This window comes from Paenibacillus sp. JJ-100, assembly GCF_948329825.1.
GTDB lineage: Bacteria > Bacillota > Bacilli > Paenibacillales > Paenibacillaceae > Paenibacillus.
Map to the genome: position 1 here is coordinate 720,161 of NZ_CAOJCM010000002.1, position 18,518 is coordinate 738,678.

Annotated in this window: 15 protein-coding genes; 4 read left to right on the forward strand and 11 right to left on the reverse strand. The window is 46.2% G+C overall.

Going from position 1 to position 18,518, the window contains the following annotated elements; translation table 11 throughout:
* Positions 1–96: 96 nt before the first annotated feature.
* Both dapF and PQG66_RS09970 read right to left on the reverse strand, forming a co-directional pair.
* Positions 97–930, reverse strand: coding sequence for a diaminopimelate epimerase (gene dapF, locus PQG66_RS09965; protein WP_272037531.1), 834 nt, complete (start codon positions 928–930; stop codon positions 97–99).
* 211 nt (positions 931–1,141) lie between these two features.
* Complete coding sequence (locus PQG66_RS09970; protein WP_272037532.1) at positions 1,142–3,997, reverse strand: calcium-translocating P-type ATPase, SERCA-type; 2,856 nt, start codon at positions 3,995–3,997, stop codon at positions 1,142–1,144.
* Positions 3,998–4,373: 376 nt separating this feature from the next.
* Here PQG66_RS09970 and PQG66_RS09975 point away from each other — a divergent pair, with 376 nt between their 5' ends.
* Complete coding sequence (locus PQG66_RS09975) at positions 4,374–6,176, forward strand: Rqc2 family fibronectin-binding protein (RefSeq protein ID WP_272038131.1); 1,803 nt, start codon at positions 4,374–4,376, stop codon at positions 6,174–6,176.
* Between the two features lie 141 nt (positions 6,177–6,317).
* On the opposite strand, the gene PQG66_RS09980 is transcribed toward PQG66_RS09975, so the two are convergent.
* The 8 genes from PQG66_RS09980 to PQG66_RS10015 all read right to left on the reverse strand — a co-directional run bounded on the left by PQG66_RS09980 (position 6,318) and on the right by PQG66_RS10015 (position 14,701).
* Positions 6,318–7,181, reverse strand: a complete 864-nt coding sequence (locus PQG66_RS09980) for a PHP domain-containing protein (RefSeq protein ID WP_272037533.1) — start codon at positions 7,179–7,181, stop codon at positions 6,318–6,320.
* Positions 7,182–7,247: 66 nt separating this feature from the next.
* Positions 7,248–8,165 carry a selenium metabolism-associated LysR family transcriptional regulator gene (locus tag PQG66_RS09985; RefSeq protein ID WP_272037534.1) on the reverse strand — a complete coding sequence of 306 codons (918 nt, stop codon included), beginning with the start codon at positions 8,163–8,165 and terminating at the stop codon, positions 7,248–7,250.
* Positions 8,166–8,317: 152 nt separating this feature from the next.
* Positions 8,318–8,755 carry a hypothetical protein gene (locus tag PQG66_RS09990; protein WP_272037535.1) on the reverse strand — a complete coding sequence of 146 codons (438 nt, stop codon included), beginning with the start codon at positions 8,753–8,755 and terminating at the stop codon, positions 8,318–8,320.
* Positions 8,756–8,921: 166 nt separating this feature from the next.
* Positions 8,922–9,185, reverse strand: a complete 264-nt coding sequence (locus PQG66_RS09995) for a YlbG family protein (RefSeq protein ID WP_026080981.1) — start codon at positions 9,183–9,185, stop codon at positions 8,922–8,924.
* Between the two features lie 92 nt (positions 9,186–9,277).
* Complete coding sequence (locus PQG66_RS10000; protein WP_272037536.1) at positions 9,278–9,715, reverse strand: YlbF family regulator; 438 nt, start codon at positions 9,713–9,715, stop codon at positions 9,278–9,280.
* A gap of 158 nt (positions 9,716–9,873) precedes the next feature.
* Complete coding sequence (locus tag PQG66_RS10005) at positions 9,874–11,628, reverse strand: helicase-associated domain-containing protein (RefSeq protein ID WP_272037537.1); 1,755 nt, start codon at positions 11,626–11,628, stop codon at positions 9,874–9,876.
* A gap of 29 nt (positions 11,629–11,657) precedes the next feature.
* Positions 11,658–13,367 (reverse strand): DNA repair helicase XPB, encoded by a 1,710-nt coding sequence (locus PQG66_RS10010; protein ID WP_442955092.1) that lies wholly within the window; start codon positions 13,365–13,367, stop codon positions 11,658–11,660.
* 161 nt (positions 13,368–13,528) lie between these two features.
* The gene (locus PQG66_RS10015) at positions 13,529–14,701 is read right to left on the reverse strand and encodes a M20 metallopeptidase family protein (protein ID WP_272037538.1); all 1,173 of its coding nucleotides are present in this window, start codon (positions 14,699–14,701) and stop codon (positions 13,529–13,531) included.
* A 210-nt stretch (positions 14,702–14,911) separates the two neighbouring features.
* On the opposite strand from PQG66_RS10015, the gene PQG66_RS10020 reads away from it, so the two are divergent.
* Complete coding sequence (locus PQG66_RS10020) at positions 14,912–15,259, forward strand: YugN family protein (protein WP_272037539.1); 348 nt, start codon at positions 14,912–14,914, stop codon at positions 15,257–15,259.
* Between the two features lie 12 nt (positions 15,260–15,271).
* Positions 15,272–16,558 carry a putative lipid II flippase FtsW gene (ftsW, locus tag PQG66_RS10025; protein WP_272037540.1) on the forward strand — a complete coding sequence of 429 codons (1,287 nt, stop codon included), beginning with the start codon at positions 15,272–15,274 and terminating at the stop codon, positions 16,556–16,558.
* A 123-nt stretch (positions 16,559–16,681) separates the two neighbouring features.
* On the opposite strand, the gene PQG66_RS10030 is transcribed toward ftsW, so the two are convergent.
* On the reverse strand, positions 16,682–17,044 hold the full coding sequence (locus PQG66_RS10030; RefSeq protein ID WP_272037541.1) for an Asp23/Gls24 family envelope stress response protein: 363 nt from the start codon (positions 17,042–17,044) through the stop codon (positions 16,682–16,684).
* 185 nt (positions 17,045–17,229) lie between these two features.
* Here PQG66_RS10030 and cax point away from each other — a divergent pair, with 185 nt between their 5' ends.
* Entirely contained in the window at positions 17,230–18,300 is a 1,071-nt protein-coding gene (cax, locus tag PQG66_RS10035; protein WP_272037542.1) for a calcium/proton exchanger, read from the forward strand.
* Positions 18,301–18,518 lie beyond the last annotated feature (218 nt).

Consider the following 18,518-nt stretch of genomic DNA (forward strand, 5'->3'; position numbering starts at 1 on the left):
GGACAACACGTAGGATACAGAAAAAAAAGAGGCCGTCAGGCCTCTTTGATTCTTGGGTATATAATCGTCTAAACCGTCTCAATCATCTGATCTCAGTTAAAAAGTATATCCTTTAAAGACAAATTCGGCCGGTCCCGTCATATAGACGTGGTTATCTGTCTCACTCCACTCGATGTTCAGATCCCCACCTTTAAGACTGATCACCGCTGTGCGATCCGTGAGGCCATTGAGTACAGAAGATACAAGTGTCGCACAAGCGCCCGTTCCACAAGCCAGAGTAGGGCCAGCCCCGCGCTCCCATACACGCATGTCTACATATCCGCGATCACGCACCGTCGCGAATTCAACGTTAATTTTTTTAGGGAACAACGGATGCACTTCAAGCAAGGGTCCCCATGTTAGTAGATCGAAGTTCACCGCATCATCCACATAGATCACCGCATGAGGGTTCCCCATGGATACGGCCGTGAAGTTGAACGCATGGCCATGTGCTTCAATAAAATGGTTGATTACAGGATTCTCATCCACTGTTGTTGGCACTTGAAGACCGTCCAGAATTGGCTCGCCCATATCTACACGAACCGTGTCTACTTTCCCATCCCGAATGTTGAGGGTCACAGGCTGAACACCCGCACCAATGGTCTCAATTGAGATATGCTCTCGATCAACATGACCGTGGTCATACACGTACTTGGAGACACAGCGAATTGCATTACCACACTGCTCCGCTTCAGAACCATCCGAGTTCATGATGCGCATCCGAAAATCAGCCTTCTCTGAAGGCAGTATATAAACCAAGCCGTCTGCGCCAATGCCGAAGAATCGGTTGCACCATTTTACCGCAAGTTCAGCTGCATCAGCAGGAAGCTCAGTTTCACCGAATACGATGATAAAATCGTTGCCAAGTCCGTGCATTTTCGTAATTTCCATAATCTTGCCCACTCCTTATGACAACCAAATGCCAAAGCTATATTGTATCTTTTATGCAGTTTATTCTTTTACACTTTACTACTGGATGACTATTATTACGTTGAATTCGACAGTTCAGTTATAAAAAAAGCTATCCTGCACATATCAAAGCATTCGCTTTGAATCATTGTGAGGATAGCTTACCGAAATGAAATCCTAAATGCTATTGATTTTATGCTGAAAACTTTGTACTTTTCGGTACGAGGCGTCCCGTACCACCCATGCGGCGACGATTACGACGACCACCCCAGACGCTTCCAGCACCCATAAGGAATGTCGGAATGCCAGCGGCCACGATACATAGAGCCCATTCACGCAAACCTAGAGGCATGGTTTTGAAGATTGGCTGAAGCGGCTCCACATACATAACCACCAGCATGAGTACAACGGATGAGATGACAGCCAGAACCAGATATTTGTTCTGCAGAGGATTTCGGTGGAATATTGAACGTGAACTCCGGCAGTCAAATACATGAATAAGCTGCGCAAGTACCAATGTGGCAAATGCAACAGACTGTGCCTTGACAAGCTGTCCAGGTTCATCTGGTGCAACTTGAAGTGTCAGCCAGAAGGCGCCGAGCGTACATAGTCCAATCAGTACACCGCGGCTAATAATTTTCCAGCCCAGCCTGCGGGCAAAAATATTTTCCTTCGCTCCACGTGGCTTGTGCTCCATCAGATCTTTTTCTGGCTGATCCACCCCGAGTGCCATCGCAGGCAAACCATCTGTCACAAGATTTACCCATAGAATCTGGATTGGCACGAGCGGGAGCGGAAGCCCCATCATCATCGCAAAAAACATGGTTAGAATCTCACCTACATTGGAAGCAAGCAAATATCGGATAAACTTGCGTATGTTCTCATATATGTTCCGTCCCTCTTCGATGGCCGCCACAATGGTGGAGAAGTTATCGTCACTCAAAATGAGGGATGAAGCTTCCTTGGTCACATCTGTTCCCGTGATTCCCATTGCGATGCCGATATCTGCGGCCTTGATGGCAGGTGCATCATTAACGCCGTCTCCAGTCATCGCAACAACGTGTCCTCTGCGTTGCAGTGACTTGACGATACGCAACTTGTGCTCAGGCGATACTCTAGAAAAGACATAGATATCGTTCACCTGTTTATCCAGTTGTTCGTCCGTCATACCAGCCAGTTGTTGTCCGCTCAGCGATACCCCACCGCGCGGAAGAATACCCAGCTGATGAGCGATCGCTTCAGCCGTTGTTCCATGGTCTCCTGTGATCATTACTGTACGTATCCCTGCCTTGCGGCATGTCGCAATGGCATCCCGTACTTCACGGCGAGGCGGATCAATCATACCTGCAAGCCCTACAAATATAAGCTGGCTCTCTGCTGCATGCTCATCAGCCACATGTTCCTTTGGTTTCACTTCACGATAGGCCATACCGAGCACCCGTAGGGCATCACCAGCCATGCTTTCGTTAGCAGCCATCACTTTCTGGCGCAGCGTGCCGGTGAAGGGAACTACTTTGCCTTCCCACAAAATGTAACTGCAATGCTCAATCAGAACATCAGGGGCTCCTTTGGTATAAACCATACGCCCACCTTGATGTTTGACCAACACAGACATGCGTTTACGTTCAGAGTCAAACGGGAATTCCTGCTCGCGATCATACAATTCCTTGAGTCCAGCCGGAGTAAGTCCCATTTTGGAAGCCATAGCCACCAATGCTCCCTCTGTCGGATCACCTTTTAACTCCCACAGCACTTGGCCGGCACTAATCTGCTCCTCCTCCTGCTGTCCTTTTTTAGAACCTTTCTTACCGTCTTTTTTAGAATCCTTACTCTTTTTCTTACTTGTATCGTTCATTACTGTCTCCACAATACTGGCATTGTTACAAAGCGCACTGATCTGTAGCATTCTTCGTAACGATTGATCACTTTTCAGCTCCACAATGCGATCATTTTCCAGCATATGCCCTTCCGGTGCATAACCGTCCCCAGTCACCTTGATATGACGTCCTTCCAGCCATACATTCGTCACCGTCATTTTGTTCTGCGTCAAGGTTCCTGTCTTATCCGAGCAGATAACGGAGGCGCAGCCCAACGTTTCTACAGATGGCAACTTGCGAACAATCGCTTTACGTTTAATCATCCGCTGTACACCTAACGCTAGTGCAATGGTAACGATCGCTGGCAGCCCCTCCGGGATCGCTGCAACGGCGAGGCTCACACCTGCCAGAAACATACCTACTGCGGGTTGCCCATGCAAGATACCTGCGACTACCACCATCACGGTTAATCCCAGTGCAACGAAGATCAGAATTTTACCTAATTGCTCCAGACGGTGTTGCAACGGTGTCTCCTGCTCCTCGGTGTTTTGGATGAGATCCGCAATCTTTCCCATTTCCGTATCCATACCTGTTCGAATAACGACACCTTTGGCAGTGCCGCGTGTAACCATCGTACCCATAAAACCGATATTTTTCTGATCCCCCAACGGAACATCCTCACTAGCAATCGGTCTGCAATGTTTACTAACAGGTACAGACTCACCGGTGAGTGCTGACTCTTCGACATCAAGACTGTTGGTTTCCAGCCAGCGCACGTCAGCAGGAATGCGGTCCCCACTTTCTACCATTACAATATCTCCCGGTACTAATTGTTTCGCTGCAAGATGTACCTCCTGTCCGGATCTTAGCACTTTGGCGGCAGGAGCGGACAGTTGCTTCAGCGCCCGAAGGGAGCGTTCGGCCCTGAACTCTTGTACAAATCCTAAGATTGCGTTCAGCACAATGATCGCTACAATCGTTACCGCATCCAGGTATTCACCAAGCAACCCGGATACCAGTGTTGCCCCCATAAGCACTAGCACCATGAAATCCTTAAACTGATTTAGCAGAAGAGTAATTGGCGATATCCGCTGTCCCTCGCTCAATTCATTCAATCCGGAAACTTTCCGTTTTTCTGCTGCAACTTCGTCCGTTAACCCTTCCTGCGGGCTCACGCCAAGAGTTTCACGAAGCTCTTCGTCGCTTAGCTGATGCCACTTGGTATGTTCCATGCTCCACAATTCCCTCCAGTCTTATTGTATCTGCAATGCTAGTTCACCTCATTCACCGGCATGCTGGTCTAAGGCTGTACACTCTGCCGGACAAACTACCTGCTCTATATGTATTCGGACAGGTCGGTGAATAGCACCCGTAAGGTGAATCCTTTCCCTCATGGACAGAATAAGCTAAAATAAGAGTCTGCAAGGATTACCGTGCAACTGATTGGATGGTATTCGCTTGGTCGATTGTCATGCATTTGAAGACTGCAGCCAGGCTTTGATCTATATCCGATGTTGTTACATAAGCTGCGGTTAGCTATAAAGCGTTATAGATGAAGCATCTTGGCATACATTTAAGCAGATGCTCGATAGAGAGGAAGTGGACTATATGGCACTTGACGGCATCGTAACCCGAGCCATTGTACATGAATTGCAGGGCTGTATAGGAGGACGCATCAGCAAGATACATCAGCCAAACGGCCATGATATCGTGCTCACCCTGCGTGCCCAGCGTGGCAACAGTAAATTACTTGTATCGGCAAGCCCGACATATCCGCGTGTACATTTTACAGAGAAAACATTTTTGAATCCCACCGAGGCACCGATGTTTTGTATGCTGATGCGCAAGCACTGCGAAGGGGCCATCATTGAAAATATTCGTCAGGTCGGAATGGAACGGATCATTCATATCGATGTCCGCCAGCGGGACGAGCTTGGCGACGTTTCAGTCAAACGTATGATCATCGAGCTAATGGGACGTCATAGCAACATTATTTTGGTCGATCCTGCGACGGATACCATTTTGGATGGCATCCACCATGTTACTCCGTCCATCAGCAGTTACCGGGTTGTCATGCCTGGTTTTTCGTACACTGCACCGCCCGAACAACGTAAAAGCAATCCATTAGAAGTCTCGAAAAACGAGTTTAAACAGATCATAGAAGGCGCTGTAGACGAAACGGAAACGGAAACGGGAACTGAATCCGAACCGGAAACCAAAACCTCAGCCGAAGCCAAAGCTGCTGCTTCACGCTTGCTGGTCAATGCTTTTAGTGGTATGAGTCCGCTGATTGCAGGGGAGATCTCAGATCGCACCGTTGCTGACTCGGGTCATATTCCAACGGATTCCCTCTGGACTGCTTTTGAATCTGTGATAGAACCTGTGAAAAATCACGAGTACACCCCTGTAACAGGTCTGAACGGCAAGGGTAAAATGGTCTTTTCGGCCATTCGTCTACAACTCATTCAGGACCACGAACAATCGTACGATACCATGAGTAAATGCATGGAGGATTACTACGGAGACAAAGCGGAGAGAGATACCGTTAAACAACGTGTCAGCGATCTGCTCCGTTTCCTTCAGAATGAGCGCAGCAAAAACATTAAGAAACTCGACAATCTGAACAAAGACTTGCTTGAAGCAGACGATGCAGACAAGTACAGACTGTGGGGGGAACTGTTATTTGCTTCTCTGCACTTGGTTAAGAAGGGCGACAAAAGTGTGGAGCTGGTCAACTTCTACGATGAAGACCAAGCCAGCATTACCATACAGCTAGACCCATTGCTCACGCCATCTGATAACGCCCAGCGTTATTTCAAGCGCTATAACAAATACAAGAACAGTCTGGCAGTCATTCATGACCAGCTTGCGAAGACCAAAGACGAAATCGCTTATCTCGATAACCTCCTTCAGCAGCTGTCCATCGCATCGATGAACGATATTGAAGAAATTCGAGAAGAACTGGTACAACAAGGTTACCTGCGTGATCGGAACAAAAAGGGGAAGAAGAAAAAGAAAAACGACCGTCCAACCGTGCATCAATTCACATCTTCCGAAGGAATAGACATTCTGGTTGGCAAAAACAATCTTCAGAACGAGTATGTAACGAACAGGCTCGCTTCTGCTAATGATACATGGCTGCATACCAAAGACATTCCGGGTTCACATGTGGTGATACGTAGTGCTGATTACGGTGAAGCTACGCTGGAGGAAGCCGCACAGCTTGCTGCCTATTTCAGCCAAGCGAAGGAGTCAAGCAGCGTACCTGTAGACTACACCTATATCCGACATGTACGTAAACCGAGCGGTGCCAAGCCTGGATTCGTCATCTATGACCATCAGAAAACATTATTTGTTACGCCAAATGATGAATTGATCAAGAGCTTGCCATCCACTATTAAAAATGGATAAGTTTATCCATCCATGGTTGAGATGAACAATACGATAGACAACACCCCAAAAATCCCCTTAGCCTTTAATGGCAGGGGATTTTTGGGGTGCATTGCATTCTAGCTTTATAGAATACTATCTTAGTCACTTCACTTATTCATACTAATTAACTTTTTTTGCTGCCGCCTGCAGTCTTTCAAGCACATCTACCGTTACCGTCTTGCTGCCCAAATCACCGTGGAAAACTACACCTTGCCGTTCGCCATGATAATCTGACCCGCCTGTCTCTATTAAACTGTACTCTCTCGCCATCTCAGCATACCTAAGTTCATCTTCCGGACCATGATCTGAATGATATACCTCGAGGCCATCCGGAAGGGAATTCTCAATAATCTGGCGTACCAATTCATCATCTTGATAGAGACCCGGATGGGCAATCACCGCAGCACCTCCTGCTGCTCTGATCCAATTGCATGCATCCTTCGGGGTGACTCGGGGCACGGATACAAAACCAGGTTTTCCTTCTGCAAGGTAGCGATCAAATGCATCTCGCATGTCGGTAGCATATCCTTTTTTCACAAGCACGTCAGCCATGTGGGGCCTGCCAATACTCTCATCCGGCTCCAACGGCCGTCCCAGTCCATCCAACACTTCCTGCCAGCTTATATTCAGACCAAGTTCCTGAAGCTTGCCAATGATTAGCTGATTGCGTTCCTCTCTCGCTTCTCTTAATCCACGTAAACGTTGCAGAAACTGCTCGTCATCCGTATCCACGTAATAACCAAGTACATGAATATCTTTACCACCAGCTCGAGTGCTAATCTCTACCCCAGCTACGACTTCCAGATCGTACTCTTGGCCCGCTCGTTTCGCTTCGGCCACACCGGATACAGTATCATGATCCGTTAAGGCTACTGCAGCTAGTCCTCTCTGCTTCGCTAGCTTCACGTTATCGGTCGGAGATTGCATACCATCTGAGGCCTGACTGTGTGTATGGAGATCACAGCGTCTTTGGTTCTGATTCACAGGCAATCTTTCCTTTCTTCTTTCAAATCAAGATGTTGAATTTCATATTGTTTTACACAACTTGTCTTAATTCTGAATCTGCTCTTCCACCTCATGCTCCTGTTGGCGTAAATACCCCAAAAAAGCAACTGCAGATAATGGCAACAATGAAGACTTCAAATGAATTGCATAAAACTGCCGCTTGAATTCAAGCCCGCGAATATCCACAATGTGAACAAGCCCCAGGGCAAGTTCATGCTGAACGGACGAAGGAGACAACATCGTGATGCCTACGCCCGCCTCCACAGCCGATTTAACGGCACCTGTGCTCCCCAGTTCCATGACGACATTCATATCACTTGGATCGATTTTTTTCTTTCGCAGTTGACCTTCCATCACCTGACGTGTGCCGGAACCTTCTTCACGCAGTACAAACGGGTAATTCATCACTTCTTCCAGATTCACCTTGCCGCGCCCTGCCAAATCATGCCCTGCCGGTACAATCAGCTTCAGTTCATCCTGCATCACAGGTTCTACGATCATATCCGGGTGGTTCACCGGCGCTTCAATTAACCCAAAGTTCAACTGGTGCTTCAAAATTTCATCCATGATCTGAGTTGTGTTCATCACTTTCATCACAATCGAGATATCTGGATATTGATGCGCAAAAGGTCCAAGCATACGAGGCAGCACATATTCACCGATCGTCAGACTTGCCCCGAGTTGCAATCTTCCTTGCAACTTCTGGGTGAAAGCAGACATCGCTTCATCCGTCTGTCTCACGAGTTCTACACTTCGTTTAGCATGAGGCAGTAACGTCCGACCCGCCTCTGATAATTCTATTTTCTTCGTGGAACGATGCAATAGTTTAGTCCCGAAATAGTCCTCCAACGATTGGATCTGCATCGTAACCGCTGGTTGTGTCATATGTAACGCCTGCGCGGCTGCAGAAAAACTTCCCTTTTCCGCTACCGTATAAAAAATGTGCAGCTGATGAAAATTCATGTCTTCGCCCCTCTTCAATTACACTTTCTATATTGTATCCGATTTCCAGTGATGCAACAAAAAAAAGCATGCAGCTTGTCTGCATGCGTTAGCACAATACATCTCAAATTAAATCTCACATAACATGTATGATTGCAATCCTGAACATTTCATCATCTATGCTTTCGGCTATTTTTGACCAGTGTCATTCTTCTGGAGTGTCTCAGCCAAGAATAGTATGACTTCAAATCTCTGAGTTCAATCGTCTCCGACATACGCCCCAAAAAAGTAACTACAATCATCTTGTGTAACGGATTGCCCGTAATATCATATTCTCCTTCAAGCTCGGAAAATTCGGCAACCATAACTAGATCATCATCAATAAGGTAAACATCTTGTTCATTGCGGTAATATGGCGTTACCCGGTCCTGCTTAAGACACTCCCATAACCAGGCCGCAATATGGTCATCATCACCCCGGGCAGGCTCAATCCGGTCCGCATACCGCATCTTCGCATGATGGGTAATGACGATGTCAGCCACTTTCTTGTCTCCGAGAGCCACAAAAAACGGCTCGTAGGTGCTCCAACGTTGCATCACCTTATCACGCATGGGAATCACTCTCCACCAGATAGGACTTTCTATCTATTAATTACCAAATATATTACAACATTAGTCCTGCAACAACAAGGCGTAAGTTTAACTTTTTTCACAAACGTCCAATCATGTTACTATTTTAAGAAAAGAGCGACCCGCCGGGCCCCTCCTGTGTTTTCAGCTATATTCCATAAAAACTCGTTTTATCCATCGTTTTGCTGGCATACTCGGTTTTGATCTCATTACGATAAGAACGCTCAATTTTGCGCACATAGGAAAGTCGCTTCACATTTTTCATCGTATCGTCAGCTCGTTCTGCATTAACATACATCACAACATAATGCATACGGCGGGAGATATAATGTACGGTACCATATTTTTCGAGATTGCGGGCCGCTTTCAAATCACTAACCCAAATAATGAATCCTGTTCTTTCCGCAAACATTATCGTTCCCGCCTTTCTATAAATGGAGACCGGCCCTCGAAAGGCCCGGTCAATTCAAAGTGTAGGTTGTTATGGTCTGATCGCCATTCGATTTAGCTACATCCACATTTGCCGCCACTACCGCAGCCACCTTTGGGATTCGGGTCATTACTTGGCACTTTAATCGTTGTAGACACAGCAAAGGCAATGGTCTCCGACATTTGGAACAACATGTCATCCAAAGCCCGCTCAGCCTGTTTAAAGCGAGCCACGGCCTCGAAGGACTCCAGCTCCTTTTCCAACGCTTTTACCTGATCCTTGGCTGCGTGGTAGTCTGGATGAAAATGGCCAAAACGCTGTGTTTCTTCAAACAGCTCTTTCTTGGCATTTAATCTTCGGATGCCCTCCTGAATCTCGGGACTTGTTTCAACTTGCTGCTTCCAATATAAATAATCCGATACTTCGGCAGATTGGTTAATCATGTCGCCCAGTTCATATGCGCCCGTTAACACTTGGGCCATATCGACCGTGTTTATTTCCGCTACGCTCATGAATTATTCATCCTATCTATATATAAAGTTCTACTTAATGTAGACTACTTCATCATAGCATATCCATGGATAGTTAAGAAGAGTTTTTCCTATAGTTGTAATTAGGTAAATCTCAAAAATTCGTTTTTCGCTCTGTTTCCAGAATCAATTCATCTCATTCAGACACCATCCGGCAAAATAAGACGCACACTATCATCCTTTTCAAACGCAAATGTTCGCCATTCTGTTAGAGATGGAAGTTCGTCTGAATCCAGAACACACCACCCCTCAAGCGTCCAATGCTCATGTCCCTGTACCTGATGTGGAATCAGAACAAAAGTAGTATCTCCCTTTTTGATCCCTAACTTCACCTGCCATTCGATGGCTTGAACAGCAATTTGCCGCGCAGTGGACAGATGATACATCCTCCATTCCCTATGCCATGTCTCCGGTACATTCAATTTCCTCTTGTGCCATGCTGTCTTTTCATGATTATGAACCACATTAGATTCATCTTGCTCTTCTGACTTCATACCTTGCATAAGTTGTGTAACTTGAATGAATCCTGATGCCTCAGGGTCGTAGTACCAACCGGATGACATTTCCATCTCTTTACTGATATCCTGTATGTCCGAGTGTTCCAATAAAAAGAGAGGGAGCGAACTGTTGCTGTTTAACATATTCTCGCTTTCTCTCGCCCAGTCTTTTAACACCGCAAGCACATGCTCTGGCACATCACCCTGCCCATGCGCTTCCAAGAAATTAGCGATAACTTCCCCCTTCACTCCGTTAGCAACAGCCTTCTCAATCCTCTCTTTAGTGAGCCGATAGATGGACATCTGATCACGAATGATTCGTTCACTGTAATTCTCCAATGTCCAGCAAATTTCAGGGGAGACGTCCGGGGGTACCATGACTTCAAAGTCCGGTTGCACATAAAATCTACCGGATCGCTTCTCGTCCCGCTTATGTACACAATCGGATCCAAGATTTAGAAGCTCGACCGGATCAATGACCCAGCGGTATGCAAGCTCCCGATTCTCATCATCACCAATTTCACCAACTTCTCCAAAGCCCCAGCCTGCCAAAGCATGAAGCCAGCCTTCGATTCTTGCATGCCCTTCGCCATTTCGTATGCGACACCATGTATGAAGACCTGATGTGAACAATACCAACTGATAACGAAAATGCTGTTGTTCTGCACTTGATGCTCCATATCGATTCATACACACTCGAAAAATTTCCCTATGCATTATAGACCAGGGCAGCTTGATCCATTGTTGCAGCTGGTTTTTCCTAATTTGAAATCCTTCGTTCGTCTTCTCTATCAAGTTAAGGCTAAGCAGTAAATCTAGCAAAATAACCACGTGCACCGAATACAAGTTCATGTGATCATAAGTCATCTCTAATTGTTCAAAATCAACATGAGACAATATCGTTAATGTGCTTAACTTTTGTACATTCCTTTTATGTATTGTGCCTTTTGCGGTTACAGGCAGACCCTGTCGTTGAATCCACGCGAGCAGGTGAAGCAACTCTCCAGCGATATGAGGTTTTCCCTCTTTCATAACACGACGAACGGAGCTAATCATTGGTTCCACTTTGCAGCCAACACGTCCTTTATAAGCCACTGTTAACGTTGCTAGATGATATTCTGGGATATAATAAGAGCACTCCCCCCAGCTTCTATATGCTGAGTTGATCCATTGTTTGGTTTGAAGTGTAGCAAAAGCAAGTTTAGCTTCTGCTCCGCTTAGCCCTTCCTTTGCCCATACGTCTGAAGGCAGGAGAGAAGAGAACCATTGACCTGCATATTTGTGAAAAAGAACACCAAGAACACATTGCTCCGCTGGCGTAAGTGCAGACCATAATTCCAGCTCAGGCTTCATTTTCAATTGCATCTCTTGTTCCACTCCAAACCTTAGATCAGACATCTGTTTCCTCTCTCCTCTTCTGCACATGTTTAATGAGGTGTATCCTGTTCATGTACAACGGCATATTCGTAGCCCTGCTCCACCAGAAACATCTGACGATTGAGTGCAAAGTCTTGTTCCCTGCTACCCTCCGACACCAATGCATAAAAATAAGCTTTGTTTTCACCTGCTTTGGGACGCAAGATTCGTCCTAGCCGTTGGGCTTCTTCTTGTCTTGAACCGAAACTTCCAGAGATTTCAAGTGCTACGGCAGCATCCGGCAAATCTACAGCAAAATTAGCTACTTTAGATACAACAATCGTTCGAATCTCTCCCTGCCGAAAAGCAGTAAACCATTTCATCCGCTCCTGCTGTGACATCGATCCAGAGATTAGCGGTGCATCAATTTCCCGGGCAATCGTCTCAAGCTGGTTCAGATATTGTCCTATGACCAGTGTCGGTGCATTTTCATGACGTTCCAGCAGGCGTTTAACAACCTTTAATTTTGCAGGATTTTCAGCAGCCAGACGGAATTGATGCTTGCCCTCAGCCTGCACATAAGCTGATCTTAGCTCGTCCGAGAAGGGTACCCTGACTTCTTGACACTTCACCTCAGCAATCCACCCTTGATGCTCCAGTTCTTTCCATGGCATATCATACAATTTGGGCCCAATTAGTGAAAAAACATCCTTTTCGCATCCATCTTCACGAATCAGCGTAGCGGTCAAACCTAGACGACGTGTCGCCTGAATGTCAGCAGTGGCTCGAAAAACCGGTGCAGGCAATAGATGTACTTCGTCATAGATAATGAGTCCCCAATTGCGTTCCTGTAAGAGGTGAATATGAGTGAAGTCCGCATCTTTGGACTTACGGTGGGTCAAGATTTGATACGTTGCTACCGTCACGGGTTTGACCTGTTTTTTCTGCCCGGAATACTCCCCAATTTGTTCTGCTGTTATCGTCGTTTTATCTAACATCTCCTGAATCCACTGCCGGACAGACGTTGTATTAGACGTTAAAATAAGACATTCACATTGCAACCGTTCGAGTACAGCCATGCCAATAATCGTCTTGCCAGCTCCGCAGGGTAGTACTAAAAGTCCGCTGCCTCCTACGCCTTCACCGCCCTCAAAAGCATCCACTGCTGTTTTCTGATAAGGACGAAGCTTAAATCCAGCTTCCTCTTCTCCTTTGTATGTATCGCTCTTCGAACCATTTTTGTTCAATCGCCAGCCCAATGAAAGTTCGTCGCCTTTCCGATAACCAGCATAATCCAACACCGGATAACCAAGACGTGTTAACTCCTGCTTTAATAAACCACGCTTCTCCCCTGAGAACACAAGCTCATGTGCACTGGTTCGTTCCATACGGAAAGCAGATATCGATTTCATGCGATTTAAATCATCCAGTAGCTGCTGATCTTCACTAGTAAGGCGAATTTTAGCGTGATCTGGCCCACTATACAGTTTTAATTTCCCGTATTGCTCCATCATTGTTTGTATATCCTGTATCAGAGCGGCAGACACATTCCAGCGTGAGACGAGCTCCAGACTCGCAATAACTTGTTCTGAATTCCAACCGAGTGCTGCTGCGTTCCACAGCGATAACGGCGTAATACGATATGTATGAAACGTTGCTGGTGTCTTCACAAGTTCTGCATACTTACATAGCTGCCCTCTTGCTGTTTCAAACCCGGGATGCCCTACTTCGAGCAATATCGTAAAATCACGCTGTACAATACAAGCCCCCTGATGATTCAACATCTCCATCTTTTGCACATCCCTTCCTTCTCTCATATCCTTAGTTGAACCAAAAAATATTCACACATGAGTGCTTATAACTTTTTCCGCTTTTTTTACAACATAACGAAAAAAGCACCCTGTCCATACCTAGGTATGTTCAGGATGCCCAACTACAATATTTAACATTCGGCTGCGTAACTCTTCGCCATTGCCACAAACAATTTGACGCCTGTCTGCATTGCGTCCTCGTCAAAGTCAAACATCGGATGATGGTGCGGATACATCGCGTTTTTATCCGGATTACCTGCACCGACAAACATGAAGCAACCCGGAACCTGTTGCAAATAATACGCAAAATCTTCAGCAGGCATCAGCATTGGAGATTGTTGAACTCGCTCTTCTCCGAACATCTCCGTAGCTTCTGTGAAGAAACGCGCAGTCTCTTGGGCATCATTCACGACAGGTGGATATCCCATAATATATTTCACCTGGGTTTCAGCGCCGTATGCCGCTCCTGTCTGAGCCACCATGGCAAGCACCCGCTCTTTCATTGCATTTCGAGTATCTTCATCAAATGTTCGCACCGTGCCACTCAACTTGCACTGTTCCGCAATTACATTTTGCGCAGAACCGGCTTGCATCGTGCCAATGGTTAGTACAGCTGGACGCAGTGGATCAACAGATCGGCTAACTACAGTTTGCAGTTGCATCACAAGTGCGGAACCTACAACGACACTGTCAATCGTAGCCTGAGGCATACCGCCATGACCGCCTTTACCTTTGATTTCGATGTAAAAGTCATCTGCTGCTGCCATTAGCGGACCTGCTGTACTTGCAACAACGCCAACAGGAAGTGGCGTCCACAGATGAATTCCATAGATCACATCCACATCTTTCAAGGCTCCGTCCTTAATAACTTGAACTGCACCGCCCGGAAGCAACTCTTCGGCTGGCTGGAACAAAAACCGGATTTCGCCTCGAACTTCGTGTTTATGTCGACTGAAATAGAGCGCCGTTCCGAGAAGAATTGAGATATGACCATCGTGACCACACGCGTGCATCGCTCCGGATTGCTGTGAAGCATACTCTACATCCTTCTCATCCTGAATCGGAAGCGCGTCCATATCGGCACGAAGCATAACAACTGGACCTGGCCTGTCCCCCTGAAGTCTGCCAATGACGCCGTGGCCGCCTACATGACGTGTCACCTCAATCCCAAAGCTCTCCAGCATGTTTGCTACAAAAGAGGATGTTTTCTCTTCCTGAAAGGAAATCTCAGGATTGCGATGAAGGTGACGCCGCCATTCCACCATGTGGATCTGCAGGTCCTCCCACCATATATTATTTGTCATGTAACCCCATCCTTTCGATCATCAGCAGGGCTCGTTCACAGCCCCAAACCTTCCTCTTCAAACCTATTGCTGTATATTGTAGCAGAATTGCATGAAAACCGATACGAAAGGCCTTTAGAAAGCTTGCACGGGAAGGTGAAACATACTATCATGAACTAGAGAAACATACGAGAATTATACTCGGAAGCTTATGAGGAGGATCAAACGCTTATGATTTTTGAGAATACAGGCTTGGATGGCTTGAAAAGCGACTTGGCATACCTGGATGAGAGCGCCGAGAAAGTCGGATTTGTCCGGTGGCAATGGGAATATTACCGTGCTACATATGACTACAAAATTGAAGATGAACAAACTAACTCAGACTACTTTGTACGCATTAATACGCGCGCGGTAGAAGGCAAACTAGAGAAACCCGATACGGTTCTGGCTATTGAAGCAGTTTATCTAGGCAAAGCTACCTTCCCGCATGGACTTGATTACGACTCTTCCGTTCCGCAGCCAGTCGTGAAGCTGGCCACCCAAAAATTGCAGCAGCTCAAAGAACTGCTCGAAGCTTAGGCGGGCCATATCATGAAACAACAAACGGCCCAGACGAGAACGAAGAGAGGCACGCCGGATTTTCAACTGCTAATCCTCACTTTATTGTTGGTGGGCTTCGGACTGGTCATGGTATTCAGCTCCAGTTCCAGCATTGCAATCTCAAACGAAAGATTTAACAATGATGCCCTTTACTTCACGAAAAAACAACTAATATGGGCGCTATTCGGTTTGGTTGGCATGTTCTTTGCCATGAATATCCGTTTTAACAAGTACAAAAAACTTTACGCACCCTTTTTTCTATTCACTACCGCACTTCTTTTACTAGTGTTGATCACTGGTGCCGTGTTAAACGGAGCAAGAAGCTGGATACGCGTGTTTGGATTCAGTCTGCAGCCCGCTGAATTTGCTAAGATTGCAATCATTCTTTATCTAGCTGCATTAATCACCAAAAAAGGAGAACGGTTCCGCGACTTCAGAACGGGATATTTCCCGGTGTTGATCATCGTTGGATTTATCGCAGGACTAATCATGTTGCAACCGGACTTCGGAACTTGCTTTATTCTTGTATCTACCTGCGGTCTTGTGATCTACGCCGGTGGGGCCAGTATGAAGCATATTCTGGGTTCTATCCTTCTTGTGGTTCTGGGCGGGGCTCTTGCTTTTGGGGCCAACGCCTTGTTTTCATCCATGTCACCCGAACCAACAAATTTGGATCAAACAACGGTGGGAACAGCGGAGCAGAACTACAAAATCGGGCGTATTCAAGCTTTTCTGAACCCGATGTCTGACATCGATGGTGACAGTCTCAACCTTTATCGTTCTCTTGTTGCGATCGGCGACGGAGGAATTACAGGTTCAGGTATTGGACAAGGCATCATGAAGCTACATTATTTACCTAATGCTTATAATGACTTTATTTTTTCCGTTATTGGAGAGGAACTTGGTTTCCTTGGCAGTGCGCTGTTTCTGCTCATATACTTGTACTTCATCTGGCGAGGCATCATCGTTTCACTGCGCTGCCCGGATCCGTTCGGAACACTTGTAGGTATAGGTATTATGGGGCTGATTGCGATCCAGGCTTTCATCAACATTGGAGGGGTCACTCAAACGATCCCGGTAACGGGGGTTACGCTCCCGTTTATCAGTTATGGGGGAACTTCACTCTTTGTCATGATGGTTGCCATGGGGATTGTATTAAGTATTTCTCGCACCAACAACCTGGAAGCTATCAAAGAAGAGAAAACCAAGTCGGTGACGGTGCACACACGTACTTCTCCTGCGCTTCGATCCCGAGATACGATCCGCCGAGTTCGATAGGTATTTGTTTAATCGACAAAATCATACAAAAAAAAGAGACTTTGCATCAGTTGATGCAGAGTCTCTTTCATTTTTGGGAATGAGAACCGAATGGTTCATATCCCCCTCGCTGAAGCTGAAGCTTTATAGATCGTCACCTTTAAAGGATACACCTTCGACCTTTACATTCACTTCAACGACACGTAGTCCGGTCATCGTCTCTACCGCTTCTCTTACATTCTGCTGAAGCATACGGGAAACTTCATGAATCGGGGTTTCGTACAGGACGATGATGCGCAGATCAATGGCTGCTTCCAGCTGGCCGACCTCAACGCTTACGCCCTTCTGTACGTTTTTACCGCTGAGACGCTTCGCCCAGCCTTCTGACAAACCTCCAGACATTGCAGCGATTCCAGGCGTTTCCATTGCAGCCATTCCGGCAATTTTCGCAACCACGTCATCGGCAATCCGGATGTTTCCGCTCTCCATTTGAAGTTGTTCTGCCATGCCACATCCTCCTTCACTTCGTTACTCGTATTTTAAATCCTTTCCACCCCAAAAAGCAAATATAACTGCAAAAGATGCGTTTACAACCTACCTTCACTTGGTTATATTGATATATGAAATTAATCGCATAGGTACATATAACATGAATATCATAACAAAAATAAATAGTTAACCGAGGTGTTTTTGTGAGAAAGCGGATTTCTTCCTTTTTACTGATTGCATTCTTTGCACTTAGTGCCATCGCCCATTATTTAAAGTGGGATTCAATTCTGCAGTTCATCATATCCGCCATTTCGGTTATTTTTGTGGCTGGTTTTTTAGGCAAAGCCACTGAGAACGTGGCACACTATGCAGGACAACGACTGGGTGGATTTTTAAATGCTACGTTTGGTAATGCAGCCGAATTAATTATCGCCATATTTCTGGTGAAAGAAGGCTTGTTCGATATGGTCAAAGCTAGTCTGACCGGATCGATCATCGGTAACTTACTGCTCGTACTGGGGCTCAGTATTTTTGCCGGAGGACTGAAGTTCAAAATCCAGAATTACAACGTATCGCTGGCAGGGCTGAATGGTTCTCTAATGATTGTAGCGATCATTGCCTTGTTCATTCCGGCCGTATTCTTGAACACCCACTCGATTACACAACGTGATACAAACACACTTAGCCTGATTGTAGCAGGATTGCTAATTGCAGCTTATATCGCCTGGTTGATATTCTCGATGGTCACACATAAGAGCTACCTTGCGGATGTGACCGATGATGAGGACGAAGAGTTGCCCCATGAGCATGCACCGGCATGGTCGAAGAAAAAGTCGATTCTCTATCTCGTGATCGCCACAGTCATGGTTGCTTTTGTCAGTGAATGGCTTGTCGGTACACTTGAAGTATTCACGTCCGAGTTCGGTCTGAGTGAGTTGTTCGTTGGTGCATTCCTTGTTGCCATTATTGGAAATGCAGCAGAACACAGCGCCGCCATTATGCTTGCAATGAAAAACAAAATCGGGGCTGCGGTAGAAATCGCTGTTGGCAGCAGTTTGCAGATTGCTCTGTTTGTTGCACCCGTGCTGGTCTTTGTCAGTTATTTTACCGGCCGTACAATGGATATCGTATTTACGACTATTGAGCTGGTCGCTATCGGCGTTTCCGTATTCATCGCCAAATCGATTACACAGGACGGTTCCACCAACTGGTACGAAGGTTTGCTCCTGCTTGTTGTTTATGTTATTTTGGGCGTCTCTTTCTTCCTCGTATAAAAAACAGAACGTTAAGCTATGCTCGGTTTGCATACCAATATAATTTGAATCAACGGGCAGCTGCGGTAATTCATTTAGCGCAGCTTTTTTTTTCATGGGTATAGTCTTTTAGTTAGTTCCCACAATGAAATGAATAAACTCTCACCTAACATCGTTTCTGTTATACTCCCCACGCAATGTTCACACAAAAAAAGCATGCAAACGGAAATCTGCATGCC